Below are 16,095 nucleotides of genomic sequence, written 5' to 3'. Positions count from 1 at the left end.
GTTGCGAGAATTCTAAATGAAGTTGCGAGAATTCTAAATGATGTCGCAAGAATATAAAGTCAAGTCGCTATAATTCTAATTACAGTAGGTTGTTTTTAAAATTATGTAGCCTTTATTCAGGACGGGTCAAGCTTATAGGTAACGGTTGAGGCTATGAGTAGTTGCGTGGTTTGCAACTTAACTTTACAAGTACACACCAAACTGAAAATACGTAAAGATTTTCAGAAGTAAGCGAGAACGAGCAATTACTTATAGCCATTGTTGACACTTGTTTTTAATTGATTTTTAGCAATCAATATTCCTGTAAATATAAGCATTCCAATACTGGACAATAAATGTACTTTTTTAAAATCCACACTCAATTCAGGGAAAAACAGCAAAGCTATTCCTGCATTAATTGATAAGTGAAATAAGATTGCAACTAGAATGCTTCCATTAGAGTTAATTACCAACCAAGTGATTATTATTGATAAACAGATTAGCATTAGAAAATAAGCTGTTAGGGTTAAAAAAGAAATTGATTCTCCACTAACTAAAGTGCCAAATGGCGCCCACCATAGTGGAATATGCCAAATAAACCATATAACTCCAATTATGATTGCGCTTTTTAAGTTAGAATGTTTTTTTTGTAATTCAGGTAATAAAAAACCTCTCCACCCTAGTTCCTCGCCTAAAGGTCCAGCATAAAAACCAGCCCATAATACAGTGGGAATTGAAAGAAAAGCTGCTATGTTAAAACTCCCAATATCTCCAATAAATATGTTATAAAATCCAATTCCAATAATGACAAAAATTATAGGTAATAGTATTATGTATAAATAGTTTTTAAAGGGAATATTCCAAATAAACACTTTCTTAAGTAAATTTAATACACCTTTAAGTCCATCAAAAAGTAGTGTCGTTACAATTCCGCTGATTGTAGGTCCATATATACCCGTAAAAAAGAATATTAAAAACTTTCCGATTGATTCTTGATTGATTCCATTGGTAAGATAATTTAGACCTAAAACCCAAAAAGTCCAAGACCAAATAATGGTCATTAATAAAAATATGTAAGTTTTTTTATTATTCATATTTTTCTTAAATAAGTGCCAACTTGTTTATATGAATCATAAAAGTAAAGATAATCCTTAAATATTTCAGGATATCAATAAGTTATATTCCTATAAATTAAACTGCCTTAATTAATTACAAAAGAGGCATTGATATAAAAGTTACGGCCTTGTTGTGGAATGTTATTCCAGTCTGCATAAGTTGAATAGTTGGTGTCTAAGATATTTTCTATACCATATTTTAAAACCAGTTTGCTATCTTTTAAATAAAACATGTTTCCTAAATTTAAATTTAGAATGGCAAAGGAAGCCGTTTCATTTTCACCATAAAAGCTACTGTAATTGGTTTGGTTTCCGTTACCATTAAGTTGTATGGCTGCATTAAAAAATTCTCTGGTATAATTTACTTCAGCTAGATAAGAAAATGGCTTTATAAGAGGCAAGTTTTCATTATTACTTCCTTTTCCACAGTTATAACCAATGGTTCCGTTTACTGAAAAGGCTTTCGATATGTTATATTCGGAATTTAAATAGATATCAAAGATTCTTGCATTCGATAAGCTGTTATAAATCTTCACACCATTAGCTTCAATAGTCATTGCGCTTAAATCTGGATTTATTTCTCCAATAATGTAATCTATGATGTAGAAGTAAGATGCTTCTAAACCTATTTTAAATTTATTTAAATAATAATTAGTTGCTACATTAGCTTCTAAAGCTTTTTCGTTTTTTAATGTAGGGTTCCCTATATAATCGAAGTTATCGAAACTATTGTATAAGAAAAACCCATAGCCTTCGCTAACCGATGGTGCTCTTTCTCCATAACCAACACTAAAAGCAGCATCGTGTTTTTCTTTTTTAATTTGATAGTTTGTAGAGAAACTCATCAAAAAACGACTTTTAGAATCGCTTAAATTTGGATAAAAAATTTGTAAACTTTCTAGTCCTACTTCTTCGGCAATGGTATTTTGATGATACCCGAAACGAGCTGAAACAGAAACAGTTTTATCTTTAATTAAAGCAAAGGCATCTTTAGCATAGATTCCTGTATAAAGCGTTCTAATATCTGGCCATGTGTACATAAACATAGCTGGTTGATTAGAGTTGTTAGGATACATGGTCATTTCGGCAAGGGAACGGTTATAAAATCCGTTGACATTGAATAGTAGGTTGTGTTTCCCTTCTATTAAAGTTGCTTTAGAATAAAACCCATAAGTATCACTCCATCCTGGCATATCCATTCTAATTGGTACATCTGGACGTTTAGAATCGTCCATGATATGTGTAATGGTATTATAATAGAATTTTGTTTCTAAAGATTTTATGGTTGTAGAATTGTTTTTAAAGGTGTGTGTTGCTGAAGTTATAAGCGCTTTGGCTAAAGAGACATCCATTGGTAAGGCTGGATAACCAACATCTGTTGCTTTATCGTAAATAACACTGGCATCTATGACGTTATTTTCAGATAGTTTATAACCTCCTTGAACTGAGATATTATACTTTTGAAATTGAGAATACAATATTTCCTTGTTTCCTCCAGCATGATAATTGTTTGATTTTCTAAAAATACCATCGGCATTTACATAGAATTTGTTTCCTGTATATTCTAAATCTAAACCAACAGATTTATAGTTTCCATTGGTTTCGTAACCTAAATCGAAACTGGATTTTAAACCTGTACCATTAAACTTAGATTGAGGCATTTTTAAATCGATTCCTCCACCAACACAATGGCCATTTTCTGTTCCTTCTTGACCAGAATCGACACTTACCTTTTCTAAATTAGAAACATCAACATAAGAAGTTATGGGATCCATTTTATCAGTACAAGCTCCAAAAATTTGCATACCATCTATAGTAACAACTAATCTTTGACTTGCCATGTTATTCATGGTAGGTTCCCAAGCATAATTTCCACGTTTAATCATGGTAATTCTGTTGGATTTTTCTAAATAATCGTCGATACTTGATAGGGTTTTTTCTTGACGATAATTACTTAGTTTACGCTGACCAATTAAAATAACTTCTTCTAATTTAGTGGTATCTTTTTCAATTGTATAAGTGTCTTCTTGAGCATACAAAGTAAGTCCAAAAAGGAAGCAAACACAGCATAAAGTGGCCTTTATCATGATAAATAATTTTAGTGATTTTAATAGACACATTAACTTGAATTAATGTGTCTATTTGTTTTATGAATAACTTTTTATTTTAGAATTCTAACTCTAAATAAAGACTACTTTGTGGATTTTCATCGGTAACTGTTTCGCCTTTTAAAACGGTGTCCATTGTATCCATAAGTTTTAAGTTAAGAACCCAGTAACCTGTCATGGTTAAAGACAAATTTCCTTGGTAAATTCCTTCAACAGATCTGTAGGTTAAATCTGTGTTATTAGGCGAGCTATGGTTTCCCATTCCTGGCATTCTAGGATCTAGAGTTATGGTATAATCTTCTACCACTGAAAAAGACATCATGTTTTCCATTCTATATAGTCCAACTTTCATAGTGTTGATAGCAATTTTTGGGTCTTTGGGTTCTAATAATGCCATAATATAACGTGAATTATCGCTTCCCATAAAACTAGTTACATTTTGATTTTCGTATTGGATAACTGTAATGGTATCTGTAATAGAATAATCAACGTTATCTATAGTATAATTGAATGTTAAAGTCCAACCAGAACCATCTGTATTAGTCATTTGATAAATAATATTTCCTTGGTAAACAGTATCTTTTCCTGGTGTTTTTGTTATAGTAGAATAAGGGCAAGAATGTTGCATAGTTGGCATTTGCATAATAGGCATCCATCCTATTGAAAAATCTTCAAAAAAAGTATTATTTGTATTGTCTTTTATTCTAATACTTATCTCATTATATCCTGTGTAAAAATATCCAGATTCACTATATAACTCTATAGTATGTGTGTTATTTGTAATGTCTTGAATTTTAGTAAGTCCTTCAACTTCATTAATTACTGGAGGATTATCATTATTATCATCGTCTGATGAGCAAGCAGTTGAAAGTATTGCAATAAAAAGGATAGGTAATATATATTTTAGTTTCATTTTTAGTATTTTTTTAGTTTAAAAATTTCATGTAGCATCTTAGTCTAGCTTAAATAATTAAGCCAGAAATTGCTTAAACTCTATGAGTTTATGAACTAGAAAGATTAACTAAAAATAGGTGGAGGCGTGTCGATATCTAAATATGCTTTTGCAATTTTAGGCGACTTATGAGTTATTAAAACTTGAGGTAATTTAAATTTAATGTATTGAGTTTCGAATACATTGATATTTGAAACACAAAAAACATCTAAAGCGATTCTTTTACTTTCCTGAAGAGGAGTCTGACTATTAGATTCTGGGTTACTATCTGAAAGTTGTTTGCTTAAATGACATTTACCATTACAACCTTGCTGATTGTCTTTTTGAATACATAAGGTTTTGGTAATAAAATCTTGATTTACAAGAAAATCTCCTATAATAACAAATGTATTTATATTATGTGCAAATAATATAAATACAAGTATAAATGCTGTTATTTTATGAGCTATTGCTGAAATCATACGCAAATTTAAAAAAGATTAAACTTACAAAACATGATTAAAGTCAGATTATATAAAATATATAATGCATGTATAAAAAAGAGCTGAATGACTCATTCAGCTCTTTAAATTATAACAAATAGGATGCTACATTTTAAATGTCATAACGGGTAAAATGGCATGGTTTGCAATATCTTCGGAAATACTTCCTTCAAAGAAATGAGCAATTCCAGTTCTACCATGAGTAGATACAGCAATTAAGTCTGCTCCTATTTTATTAGCAAAATTTAAGACACCTTTTTCAACGGTATAATCTGAAACGAAATTAACGTTTTTAAGATTATCTAAATTTCCATCAGCTTTCATTAAAAATGTGTTTACTAATTCGTCTATTTCATTCGTACTTCTAAATCTATCTGAAGGTAGATTAACATAAAGTAAATGCAGTTTAGCATTTAAAGCTTTAAATAATTTAGATGCCTTTAAATAAACTTGAACAGATTCTGAAGAAAAATCGCTAGCAAAAACAACATCATTAAACGTACTTTTATTGAATTTATGTTTTAATACTAGTACAGGAACCTCAGCATGTCTAACTACTTTTTCTGTATTTGAACCTACAAATATTTCAGAAAGTCCACTAGATCCATGAGAACCCATAATAATTAAATCTGCATCGTGTTCTTCGGCAACATCATTTACTTCGCTAAACACTTTAAAATGTTTAACAATTGGAGTAACATTTACTTCTTTTAGATAGGGTTTGTCTAGAAACTCATTGAATCTTTTTTCTGCAAGTCTTAAAAAGAAGATGGCTTTTTGATTTTGCTCTGAATCTGTAGAATTTAGTACAGCATCAGACATTTCAAGCATGTGAAGAGCTAAAATTTCAGTGTCTCCATTTTTTGCCAATTTAACAGCAGCTTCTAAGGCATACTCAGAATGCTCTGAAAAATCTATTGGAACAATTATTTTTTTCATTTTAAATTTTGATTATCGTGTTTACTTTCTTTTTATAAAAGTATAATAATTTACGCTTTTATAAGCAGAAAACAAAGGCCAATTTCAAAATTTGAAACTTCAAGCAAAAAAAATACACTTAAAAATCTTTCTTTTTAGCTTTAAAAATAATTCTTAATACTGGCATTACTACCCAAACAGATAACATACTAATAGAAACAATTAACCCAAAATTAGTACCAAAGAATTGTTTAAAGATAGCCCCAGTATAACCTAATAATGCAGATATATCAAGCTTTAATAAAATAAGCGTTCTAGATAAATCGATAGGATTTAACATAGTGCCAATTAGGGATAATTTGTCTAAAGGATAATCTTCAAACATAATTAAAGACATTAAAAAGACTCCATCATAAATAATGGCTAAAAACAACCATAACAATATAGCATAACCAAAACCTTTAATTTTATTTTCGTTAGATAATGCAATATTAAAAGCTAATGCTGTAAAAATGAAAGTTAAGAACGTACCAGTAATTAATAAAAGAGAAAAATCCCAAATAGCTGATGATTTAAACAAGCCATAAAATATAAAAGGAATTCCTAAGCCCAAAATTAAGCTCATAGACAGAGAGATAGCAACTCCTAAATATTGACCTAGAAAAATAGAAGATCTTTTTAAAGGCTGTGCTAATAATAGCTCTGTAAATTCTTTAGAATTGTAATAATACATAACACCAAAAATGGTTCCTATTAATGGTACTAAGACTATTATAACATTCATGAGTGTTATAACCGCTTTAGAAAGGTCGTTGTTTAAAAATAACAACACTACACCAAGTAATAAATAGAATGCAAAATACACGTAACTCCAACGGCTTCGCATTAAATCGTAAAAACTATATTTTAATATTTTAAGCATGATTGTCTGTTAATATAGATGCGATGGCATGTTCGAAATCTGGTTGATTGGTCTTTGTTTTTAGTTCGCTAATGCTTCCTTTAAAGTAAATTTCACCTTCTAATAGAAATACTATTTCATCTGAAACCTCCTCTACAAAACTCATAATATGCGAGGTTATTAAGATTGTTTTGCCTTTAGCTTTTTCATTCTGAATTAAATTTTTTAAACGTATTAAAGAAATTGGGTCTAATCCAGAAGTAGGTTCGTCTAGAATAATTAAAGGACTATCAAACATAAAAGTAAGTACAAGATTTACTTTTTGTTTTGTTCCACCAGATAGGTTACCTAGTTTTTTGTCTAGAAAAGGTTCTAATTTAAAAAGATTAATTAAGTCTTGATCTAAAGTTGTGTTTCCACGTAAGTCTTTAATCATTTTAATTAATTCCTTTACTTTTAAATTGCTTGGAAAATTGGCTATTTGTGGCAAATAATCAATTTTATTTCTGTAATCTGAGCCGTTTTTTACGTTAACTCCTAACACTGAAATTTTACCTTTATTAGGTATAACCATGCCCAACAAACATTTAATTAGAGTTGTTTTTCCAGATCCATTTGGACCAAGAACTGCGAAAATTCCTCCTTCTTTAATTTCAAGATTAAGACCACTTAAAACTTGATTTTTTCCAAATTTTTTATGTAAATTTTGAATGCTTACCATTCTATTTTTTTTATTTTAGGGTTATTATCTAATAAATTATCTGGTGTAAAAACTGGAGATACTTTTTCAGAAAAATCTATAATATCTATAAATAAACTACGCAGTAAAATAATGGTTTCTGGAGTTCTGTTAACAATATAAGAAAAGAGTTTTACTGGTCTGTAAGGTACATCTCCTATACCGTTTTTATTTAAATCGTAACCTGTATAGTTACTCCAGTAATTTTTATCGAATAGATTATCGTTAATATTGCTATTATAAGAAATATCGAATGAATTATACAAAAAGTTATTACTTAGAAAATGGTTGGTATAACAAGCTCCACGAACCTTTATTGCCCAACCGTTATTTATAAAATTATTATTTAAATAGGTAATTCTATTAGAGCCTTCTATGTTTATTCCAATGGTGTTTTCTTCAAAAGTGTTGCCTTTAATTTCGGCATCGTTTATTTCTTTTAGTAGTAAACCATAGGAGGCTGTTCCCCAATTTTCTTTAAAGATGTTGTTATACATCTTTATTCGTTTTGAAAACATAACAGCGACTCCTGCTCCATTATTTTCGAAGTTATTGTCTTGATAAAGATCATCGTTAGAGAACATAAAATGAAGTCCATAACGTAAATTATTAGCGCTCACGTTGTTTTTAATTAAACAATTGTCTGAAAATTCTAAATAAATTCCGTCTCTAACATGTTCAACAAAATTGTGCTCAATTTCTATGTCTTTACTATACCATAATTGAATACCATTTCCAGAATTATATTCTTCAACCGCATCTCCAATTATTTTATTGTGAAACACTTTTCCATGATGTGCTTTTTCTAAGTAGATTCCAAAAAACAATTTTTCTAAAACTAGGTTTTGAATTACAAAATGTTTGCCTCTTTTAACACGAATAGCTGCATAATCTTCTGTGTAACTAGTTCCAACATTTATTATAAATAAACCATCAACTGTCACACTATCTGAAACGATTGTAATTATTTCTCCTTTTAATTCGCCATCAATAACTGGATAATTTTTACCAATAATTGTTAATGGTTTATCTACTATTATGTCATGTTCTTTATAAGTACCTTTTTTAACTAGAATTGTATCGAAGCTATTAGCCACTTTAATAGCATCATTCAATTTTGAAACAGGACAATCTTCACAGACTTCAATAGTTTGAGCATGCAGAAAACTGGCCAAAAAAATAGCTATAAAAGAAATAAATTTAATTTTCATGCTATTCTTCTTTAAAATGAATCAATAATTCATTCCATGAGTAAAGAGTGCCTTCTTTTTCAGTTTGAATTTGCTTGGCTTCTTCTTGGTTTTTAAATGCTGTTAAAAAAGCTCCCATAGGACTTGGTACATTTTTGCTAATTAAAAATGTTGCTTGAGTTGCATCAATAAGTATTTCTGGTTCTGTGTATACGTTTGTTAGATAAAGTTTTACTTCAGAAGCATCAAATTCTTTCATAAAATTTATCATACATTCTGATGCATCAAACTTATAAACCTTCCCTTTATTAGTTACTATTTCAGCAGCATGAACCTTATCAACAATAGTCATTTTACAGAAATGACAACCATCACTTCCATAATCGATAGCTTGTGGTCCAACACTACAACTAGTTAATACCAATAGTAATGCTACAAAGGATATTTGTTTTAATCTTTGCATAATTTTAGTGTTTTAAAAATAGATTCTTACCTATAAAGAGGCTATTGCTTTCTTGTTATTTTTTTTGCCAACAAGATATGCAATAAATGATGCTCCAATACCCAAAGCTAAAAATAAAGCTCCTAATCGTGGGTAAGAATGTGCTCTAAAGTTAAGAATATCTTTTGAACCAAACATAGGTGGTTGAAAACCCATTTGTGTTCCATCTGCATTTGTGAATTTTAAAATGGCTTTAGGATCTAGATTATGACCATAATCATGCTCCCAAAGATAGAAATCATACATACCTGCTGCACTTAATAAAATCATTAATATAAACCAATATAAAAACCATTTGTAATTTCCTTTAAATCCAATTATAAGTCCTATTACAGTTGTAATAAGAATTCCTGCTGGAAATATTTTAAATTCTGGAATAGCCTCAGGAATATATTTCATACCAACGTAATGGTTCATTAAATTGATATTTTTAATATCGTGTGGATTCGCATCAGAAAAATCGTTTATATGAATATACATTCCAAGTGGAGTTGGATATTGTGGTGCTTCAAGCGAAATTTTCCACAATGGAAATAAAAATAAACCTAAAGGTAAAATGGCTGCTAAAAGCATGATAATGTTTGACTTTTTCATCTTGCAAGTAATTTGAAATTGTTGAAGAATTGTTACTTTTTTAGCGTTAAAAAGAAAGGCGAGAGCGACAAATCAACTCTCGCCTTATCATAGGAAAATAAACACTAAAACAAAATTTCCCTAATTTTATATAGGTGATTTATTCTATATCTTCTCCCATTGACCATTTCAATGGTGTATTAGCATTTGCTGGTGACACTCTAATGTAACCTTGCATTTCTTGGTGTAATGCTGAACAGAAATCTGTACAATAGAAAGGCCATACACCTACTTTTGTTGGTTCCCATATTGAGGTTTTAGTTTGACCAGGCATAATTAATAACTCTGAAGTATTTTGTCCAAGTACTGCAAATCCATGTGGTACATCAAAATCTTGCTCTAAATTAGTTACATGGAAAAATACTTTATCACCAACTTTAACACCTTCAATATTATCTGGTGAGAAATGACTTCTAATGGTTGTCATATAAATATGAACTTCGTTCCCTTTTCTTACCACTTTAGTATCTGCATCTGTAAATGCAGCATAAGGGTGTTTATTTTCTTCTAAATTATAGATTTTTTGAGAACGTTCCTTAATAAGATTAGCTTCCATTGCAGCTGCATAATGTGGCTCTCCATGTGTTGGAAAATCTAAAAGCAGCTCCATTTTGTCTCCTGAAATATCATATAATTGAGCAGAGTGCTCCATTTCAGGACCAGTTGGCAAGTATCTATCTTTAGTTATCTTGTTCATAGCAAACATATATTTACCTTGTGGCTTACCAGAGTTTCCTCCAGGAATAGTTAAGTGACCAACAGAGTAATAAGTAGGCTTTCTATCTAAAACTTCCCAAGTTCCTAATTTCCATTTTACAACTTCAGAAGAGATAAAGAATGTAGTATAAGCATTTCCTTGACCATCAAACTCTGTATGTAAAGGACCTAAACCTGGTTGCTCTACAGAACCTGCTAAAACATCTTCAAATTTTAAGATTGGAATACCATAAGCATCTCCATCAAATTTTTTATTTTCAATAGCATCCAACATTTTTGTAAATGAATGTACTGTTAAATTAGCAGAAAGTTTCCCGTTACCAACAATATATTCACCAGATGGATCAACATCACAACCATGAGGCGATTTTGGTGTTGGCAAGAAAAAAACAGCTCCAGGAACATCTATTGGATTAACTACACGAACTTCTTTTTTCATAGTAGAGGTTGCAGTATGAGTGTGCTCATCATATACATTATGTGCATATTCTGCTGGCATCATAGTACCACCACCATTATTTACGTATTCTTCAATTTTTTTCCAGTTTACAGCTGCAATAAAATCTTTATCGTTTTGAGATGCATTTACTTCTAACAAAGTACTTGCTTCTTCCGTATTATAAGTTGTAAAGAAGAACCAACCATGAGATTTTCCACGTCCAGGATGTGATAAATCGTAGTTAAAACCAGGCATTAATATTTGGAATTTAATATCCATATTACCAGTTTCTGGTGCTACGCTAATAAATGATAACGCACCTTGAAAATTACCTTTGTAATCTTTAATTGGCATATCACGTTGTGGTACTGGAACCGAAAAACGTGTACCTGCAACAACGTACTCTGTATTTTCTGTTACGAAAGATGAACTGTGGTTACCTGCACTATTTGGAACTTCTATAATTTCAGTTGTTTCAAATGTTTTTAGGTCAATTTTAGCTATTCTTGGTGTATTGTTTTCGTTTATAAAAATAAAACGACCATCAATTTCTCCATTTGTTTGTGAAATATCTGGGTGATGAGAATCTCCCCAAGGAATAAATCCGTGCGATGTATTTAACATAGGTTTTGTTTCTTCAGAATAACCATAACCAGATGTTGGAAATTGTGAGAATACTGGAATTTCCTTAAACATTCTTCCTGAAGGTAAACCATAAACTGTTAAGTTTCCACTATATCCTCCTGAAATAAATGCATAATGCGAATCGTGCTCTCCTGGAGCTACATAAACTTTCTCTGCAATATTGTTTGATAATGCTCCTGATTTACTAGCTGTTTTTTCTGAATTGTTGCAACTAGTAAATGCTACCAATACACTTAATACTGCTAGGCTTGATTTTATTATTTTTTTCATTTCTATAAATATTATAATTAGTGTTTTTATTATTCAGTTGGTGGTAATAATACTTTATCAACTACATGTACGATTCCATTTCCAGCAGGTACACTAGCAATTATTTTTGCACCTCCAACAAACACATCGTCGCCTACTACTTCAACAAGTACATCTTGATTATTTGCTTGACCTAATTTTTTAAATTTCTTTAAAAAATCTTTCGAATAATTTCCTGGAGTTACATGATACTTTAAAATATTTGCTAAAGCACCTTTGTTTTCTGGTTTTAACAAATCTTCAACAGTACCCTCTGGTAATGCTGCAAAAGCTTCGTTTGTAGGTGCAAATACCATTAGTGGACCAGCATTTACTAATGCATTTTCTAATTGAGCAGCTTGTACTGCAGCTACTAGAGTTGTATGGTCTGGAGAACCAATGGCAATTTGTAATACATTAGGCACAGCTTCATCGTCTTCAATAAAAGCTTGTCCTTGTCTTTCTGTTGTTTCATTTGAAACAGATTCTGTTACTTCTTCTACTTGTTCAGAATTATTAGCCTCATTTTTACAGCTTATAAATAGAACAACTAAAAGAGTTGCGAATAAAAATTTAAGGTTAGTTGTTGTTTTCATATTATCTATTAATTAAGTGTTCTAAAATACTCTACTACAGCTCTAGCTTCTTCTTCTGTCAAGTTTTGGTTTGCCATTGGAGACCCATTAAACTCAATTAATAAATCTTTAGCTAGAGGATCTTTTTGAACCATTTCTTCTGGGTTTAAAATCATGTTCATAACCCATTCTGGTGTTCTACGTTCAAGAACTCCATTTGGTGCAGGTCCAATAAATTTTTTCCCATCTCTATGACATGCAGTACACATTTTCTTAAAAATGTCTGCACCTTGAGCAGCCATTGTTTGATCTATTTCTGCTGGCAATACTAAAGATGTAATTGGGCCAACACCTTTATTGGTTAAATCTATTCTTGCCGAAGCTGGTGCAGTTGTAGCTTCTGCTTTTGGAGTTTCCTTTTTCTCAGTAGACTCCTTTTTTTGATAAGAAAAAGTTTCCTCTTTCTTTTCTTCCTTTCCACCACAACTTATAAGTAGTGAAACAAATAAAACGGTAATAATTTTTAGTGTTACTTTCATGATATATTTAAATTAATAGTGCAAATTTAAAGCCTATATGTACAATAAAATATGACATAAATCATATTTAGGATAATTTCATCTTTTTTATTTAATAAAAAAAAAGAGTTGAACAAATGTCCAACTCATTTAAACTAAACTTTGAAAAAGTACTATTATTTATATTTTAAATGTCATTACTGGCAATGTTGAATGATTTGCTATATCTTCTGAAATACTTCCTTCGAAAAAATGAGAAATTCCTTTTCTTCCATGTGTCGCAACAGCAATTAAATCTGCCCCTATAAGATTCGAAAAGTTTAAAATGCCTTGTTCAATTGTATAATCGTTTACATAATTTACTTCTTTCATTTTTTCTAAACTTCCTTCTGCTTTTCTTAAAAATGATGCTACTAATTTTTCAGTTTCTGAAGAACTTTTAAATCTAGATCCAGGTAAATTAACGTAAACCAAATGCATTTTAGAGCCTAGTTTAATAACCATCTCTTTAGCATTTAAATATTGCTGAATAGCATCTTCTGAAAAATCGCAAGCAAATACTACATTTTCAAAATCCATTAATATGGGATTATGTTTTATAATTAATACAGGGATTTCTGAATGTCTTACAACCTTTTCAGTATTAGAACCTATTAAAACTTCTTTAATTCCACTAACACCTTGTGAACCCATAACAATTAGGTCTACATTATTTTCTTTAGCAACATCATTTACTTCACTAAATACTTTAAAATGTTTCACTATGGGTGTTACATTTAATCCTTTTAAATAATCTTTATTTAAAAATTCTTCGAATTTTTTTTCAGCCAATTTTAAAAAGAAAAGAGATTCCATCTGTTTCATGTTATCTGCTTTATTAATTACAGCATTAGATATTTCTAACATGTGCAAGGCTAATATTTCGGCATTATTTTTTTTGGCCAGCATAGATGCAGCTTCAAGAGCATATTCTGAATGTTCAGAGAAATCTACAGGTACAATTATTTTTTTCATTTTGCTTGGTTATGTATTATATAGTCATAGAAAACAATTGTGTTTCTGGCATTTTTTCTTGTAATAACAAGTCGAATGCCATACAAATGTTTCTAACAAATGGTTTTCCTTTTTCTGTAACTCGAATTTCGTTTGAATCTATTTCTACTAAACCATCAAACTCCATTTCTTTCAAACTAATTAGTACTTCTGGTAGCTCTTTAAAATATAAATGATTTGAACTCCATGTTGTTTTAAACTGACACATAAGATTTAATATGTGTTTTCTAATTATCAGGTCTATTTTATTTAATATATGCCCTCTATAAATTGGTATTTGGTTTTCTTCAATTAAATGATAATACTCTTCTAGGCCTTTCACATTCTGTGCAAAACCATACCAACTATCGCTTATGGAAGACACACCTAAACCAATCATGGCTTGAGTTTTAGAAGCTGTATAGCCCATAAAATTCCTATGCAATTTATGTTGTTCGATGGATTTGTATAGCGAGTCAGATTTTAACGCGAAATGATCCATGCCTATTTCAACATATCCAGCTTTAGCTAATAATTCTTTACCTAACTCGTATTGTCTTCTTTTAGATTCTGCAGATGGTAAATTTTCTTCTTTAAAACCACGTTGTCCATTTCCTTTAATCCAAGGTACATGAGCATAACTATAAAATGCCAAACGGTCTGGCATTAATTCTTTCGTTTTATTTATAGTTTCTTCAACATGTTCTTCCGTTTGAAATGGTAATCCGAAAATGATATCATGTCCTACAGATGTATAACCAATTTCTCTGGCTAGTTCTGTAACTCGTTTTACATTTTCGAAAGGCTGAATTCTATGTATTGCTATTTGGACAGACATATTATAATCTTGAACTCCAAAACTAACGCGTCTAAAACCTAAATCGAATAAAGTCTGCAAATGCTCTTTAGTTGTATTGTTTGGGTGACCTTCAAAACTAAATTCATAACCTTCAGCTAAAGTTGTTTTTTCTAAAAGTCCATTAATAAGTCTTTTTAAATTATCTGTAGAAAAGAAAGTTGGTGTTCCTCCACCAAGATGTATTTCTTTAATTTTTGGCTTTGCATTAAATAATTCACAATATAAATCCCATTCTTTTAAAATAGCTTTTATGTATGGAGATTCTACTTCATGACGTTTTGTAATGCGTTTATTACAGCCACAAAAAGTACATAAACTCTCACAAAAAGGCAAATGCAAATACAGACTTAATCCTTCAGTGCTATTACTTTCATTAAAAGATTGAAACAAAGTTTCTTTCCATTTCTTAAAAGAAAATGTTTCAATATCCCAATATGGTACTGTTGGATAACTGGTGTAACGTGGACCAGCAACATTGTATTTATTTACTAAAGAATTTTTCATACCTCACTAATTCAGTTACAAAAGTATATTTTAGACCTTTTTTAAAATATGACTTTTATCATATTAGCCTGTTTAAAGTTTTAAAAACACTTATTTATTGTGTAACTTTGGGTAAACAAAAAACACTAATTAAAAATGAAAAAATCAATATTATTTACACTATTGCTGACTTTTAGTTTTGCTATAAGTTGTAAAAAAGACAAAAAAGAAAACACTAAATCTGAAGTTATAACTGAAGAAAAAGTTGTTGAGACTGTAACTGAAGAAGTTAAAAAAATAAAAATAAAGTTAGAGCCAAAAAGTGATAGTAACGTTAATGGAAGTGCTGTTTTTACAGAAACTGAAGGAAAAGTAACTATGGTTGCAGTTTTTGATGGTTTAACTCCTGGCACTCATGCCATACATTTACATGAAAAATCTGATTGTTCTTCTCCAGATGGAAAATCTACTGGTGGACACTGGAATCCTACGAACCAACAACATGGAAAATGGGGAGATGCTACAGGATATCATAAAGGTGATATAGGCAATTTTGAAGCAGATGAAAATGGAAATGGAACTATTACTTTTAGCACAGATCAATGGTGTATAGGTTGTGGAGACGCAACTAAAGACATTATTGAAAAAGCCATAATTGTACATCAAGGTGTAGATGATTTTACTACGCAGCCAACAGGTGATGCTGGTGGACGCGTTAGTTGTGGTGGAATTATTAATTTAGAATAAGTAAATAAGATACATGTTTAAAAAGCTGCCAATTGGCAGCTTTTTTTTATCAAATAAACTACAAATAAGTTTCAAAATGTTTGGTTATGCAAATTGCCCACTTATTTAAGGAATCCATAGAATTAACCAAGCTCTTATCCCAAGTATGTATAGCTTTAATACGCTATACATACGCTATATATACGCTATACCTATAAGTTTAATTACTGACATACACTAGTTTAACCATACTGTGACCCGTCCTAAAATAACTATACAGGTTATTAAATAAAT

Annotated in this window: 16 protein-coding genes; 1 reads left to right on the top strand and 15 read right to left on the bottom strand. The window is 30.4% G+C overall.

The genetic code is table 11. The features are described from left to right. Positions 1 to 245 precede the first annotated feature (245 nt). The 15 genes from FVF61_RS06505 to hemN form a co-directional block, all read right to left on the bottom strand. Positions 246 to 1,073, bottom strand: coding sequence for a CPBP family intramembrane glutamic endopeptidase (locus tag FVF61_RS06505; RefSeq protein WP_148454571.1), 828 nt, complete (start codon positions 1,071 to 1,073; stop codon positions 246 to 248). Between the two features lie 107 nt (positions 1,074 to 1,180). Continuing rightward, complete coding sequence (locus FVF61_RS06500) at positions 1,181 to 3,181, bottom strand: TonB-dependent receptor plug domain-containing protein (RefSeq protein ID WP_233586725.1); 2,001 nt, start codon at positions 3,179 to 3,181, stop codon at positions 1,181 to 1,183. Between the two features lie 79 nt (positions 3,182 to 3,260). After that, positions 3,261 to 4,115, bottom strand: a complete 855-nt coding sequence (locus tag FVF61_RS06495) for a hypothetical protein (protein ID WP_148454569.1) — start codon at positions 4,113 to 4,115, stop codon at positions 3,261 to 3,263. Positions 4,116 to 4,219: 104 nt separating this feature from the next. Beyond that, on the bottom strand, positions 4,220 to 4,615 hold the full coding sequence (locus FVF61_RS06490; RefSeq protein ID WP_148454567.1) for a hypothetical protein: 396 nt from the start codon (positions 4,613 to 4,615) through the stop codon (positions 4,220 to 4,222). A 126-nt stretch (positions 4,616 to 4,741) separates the two neighbouring features. Further along, the gene (locus tag FVF61_RS06485) at positions 4,742 to 5,575 is read right to left on the bottom strand and encodes a universal stress protein (protein WP_148454565.1); all 834 of its coding nucleotides are present in this window, start codon (positions 5,573 to 5,575) and stop codon (positions 4,742 to 4,744) included. A 118-nt stretch (positions 5,576 to 5,693) separates the two neighbouring features. Then, entirely contained in the window at positions 5,694 to 6,476 is a 783-nt protein-coding gene (locus FVF61_RS06480; RefSeq protein ID WP_148454563.1) for an ABC transporter permease, read from the bottom strand. Beyond that, entirely contained in the window at positions 6,469 to 7,176 is a 708-nt protein-coding gene (locus FVF61_RS06475) for an ABC transporter ATP-binding protein (protein ID WP_148454561.1), read from the bottom strand. Before FVF61_RS06475 ends, FVF61_RS06480 begins: the two co-directional genes overlap by 8 nt. Next, on the bottom strand, positions 7,170 to 8,405 hold the full coding sequence (locus tag FVF61_RS06470; protein WP_148454559.1) for a nitrous oxide reductase family maturation protein NosD: 1,236 nt from the start codon (positions 8,403 to 8,405) through the stop codon (positions 7,170 to 7,172). The genes FVF61_RS06475 and FVF61_RS06470 overlap by 7 nt, the downstream gene beginning before the upstream one ends. Before the next feature lies 1 nt (position 8,406). Next, the gene (locus tag FVF61_RS06465; protein ID WP_148454557.1) at positions 8,407 to 8,847 is read right to left on the bottom strand and encodes a nitrous oxide reductase accessory protein NosL; all 441 of its coding nucleotides are present in this window, start codon (positions 8,845 to 8,847) and stop codon (positions 8,407 to 8,409) included. 30 nt (positions 8,848 to 8,877) lie between these two features. After that, complete coding sequence (locus FVF61_RS06460; RefSeq protein WP_199757282.1) at positions 8,878 to 9,480, bottom strand: hypothetical protein; 603 nt, start codon at positions 9,478 to 9,480, stop codon at positions 8,878 to 8,880. A 139-nt stretch (positions 9,481 to 9,619) separates the two neighbouring features. After that, complete coding sequence (nosZ, locus tag FVF61_RS06455; protein ID WP_148454555.1) at positions 9,620 to 11,590, bottom strand: Sec-dependent nitrous-oxide reductase; 1,971 nt, start codon at positions 11,588 to 11,590, stop codon at positions 9,620 to 9,622. 29 nt (positions 11,591 to 11,619) lie between these two features. Further along, positions 11,620 to 12,204 (bottom strand): fasciclin domain-containing protein, encoded by a 585-nt coding sequence (locus FVF61_RS06450; RefSeq protein WP_148454553.1) that lies wholly within the window; start codon positions 12,202 to 12,204, stop codon positions 11,620 to 11,622. Between the two features lie 8 nt (positions 12,205 to 12,212). Then, positions 12,213 to 12,722, bottom strand: coding sequence for a c-type cytochrome (locus tag FVF61_RS06445; protein ID WP_148454551.1), 510 nt, complete (start codon positions 12,720 to 12,722; stop codon positions 12,213 to 12,215). Positions 12,723 to 12,881: 159 nt separating this feature from the next. Beyond that, the gene (locus tag FVF61_RS06440; RefSeq protein WP_148454549.1) at positions 12,882 to 13,715 is read right to left on the bottom strand and encodes a universal stress protein; all 834 of its coding nucleotides are present in this window, start codon (positions 13,713 to 13,715) and stop codon (positions 12,882 to 12,884) included. A gap of 16 nt (positions 13,716 to 13,731) precedes the next feature. Beyond that, on the bottom strand, positions 13,732 to 15,096 hold the full coding sequence (hemN, locus tag FVF61_RS06435; protein ID WP_148454547.1) for an oxygen-independent coproporphyrinogen III oxidase: 1,365 nt from the start codon (positions 15,094 to 15,096) through the stop codon (positions 13,732 to 13,734). A gap of 135 nt (positions 15,097 to 15,231) precedes the next feature. Here hemN and FVF61_RS06430 point away from each other — a divergent pair, with 135 nt between their 5' ends. Then, entirely contained in the window at positions 15,232 to 15,822 is a 591-nt protein-coding gene (locus FVF61_RS06430; protein ID WP_148454545.1) for a superoxide dismutase family protein, read from the top strand. Positions 15,823 to 16,095 lie beyond the last annotated feature (273 nt).

This window comes from Xanthomarina maritima, assembly GCF_008084905.1.
GTDB classification, from domain to species: domain Bacteria; phylum Bacteroidota; class Bacteroidia; order Flavobacteriales; family Flavobacteriaceae; genus Xanthomarina; species Xanthomarina maritima.
The sequence above is the reverse complement of the archived record's forward strand: the minus strand, read 5'-3'. Positions and strand labels throughout refer to the sequence as shown.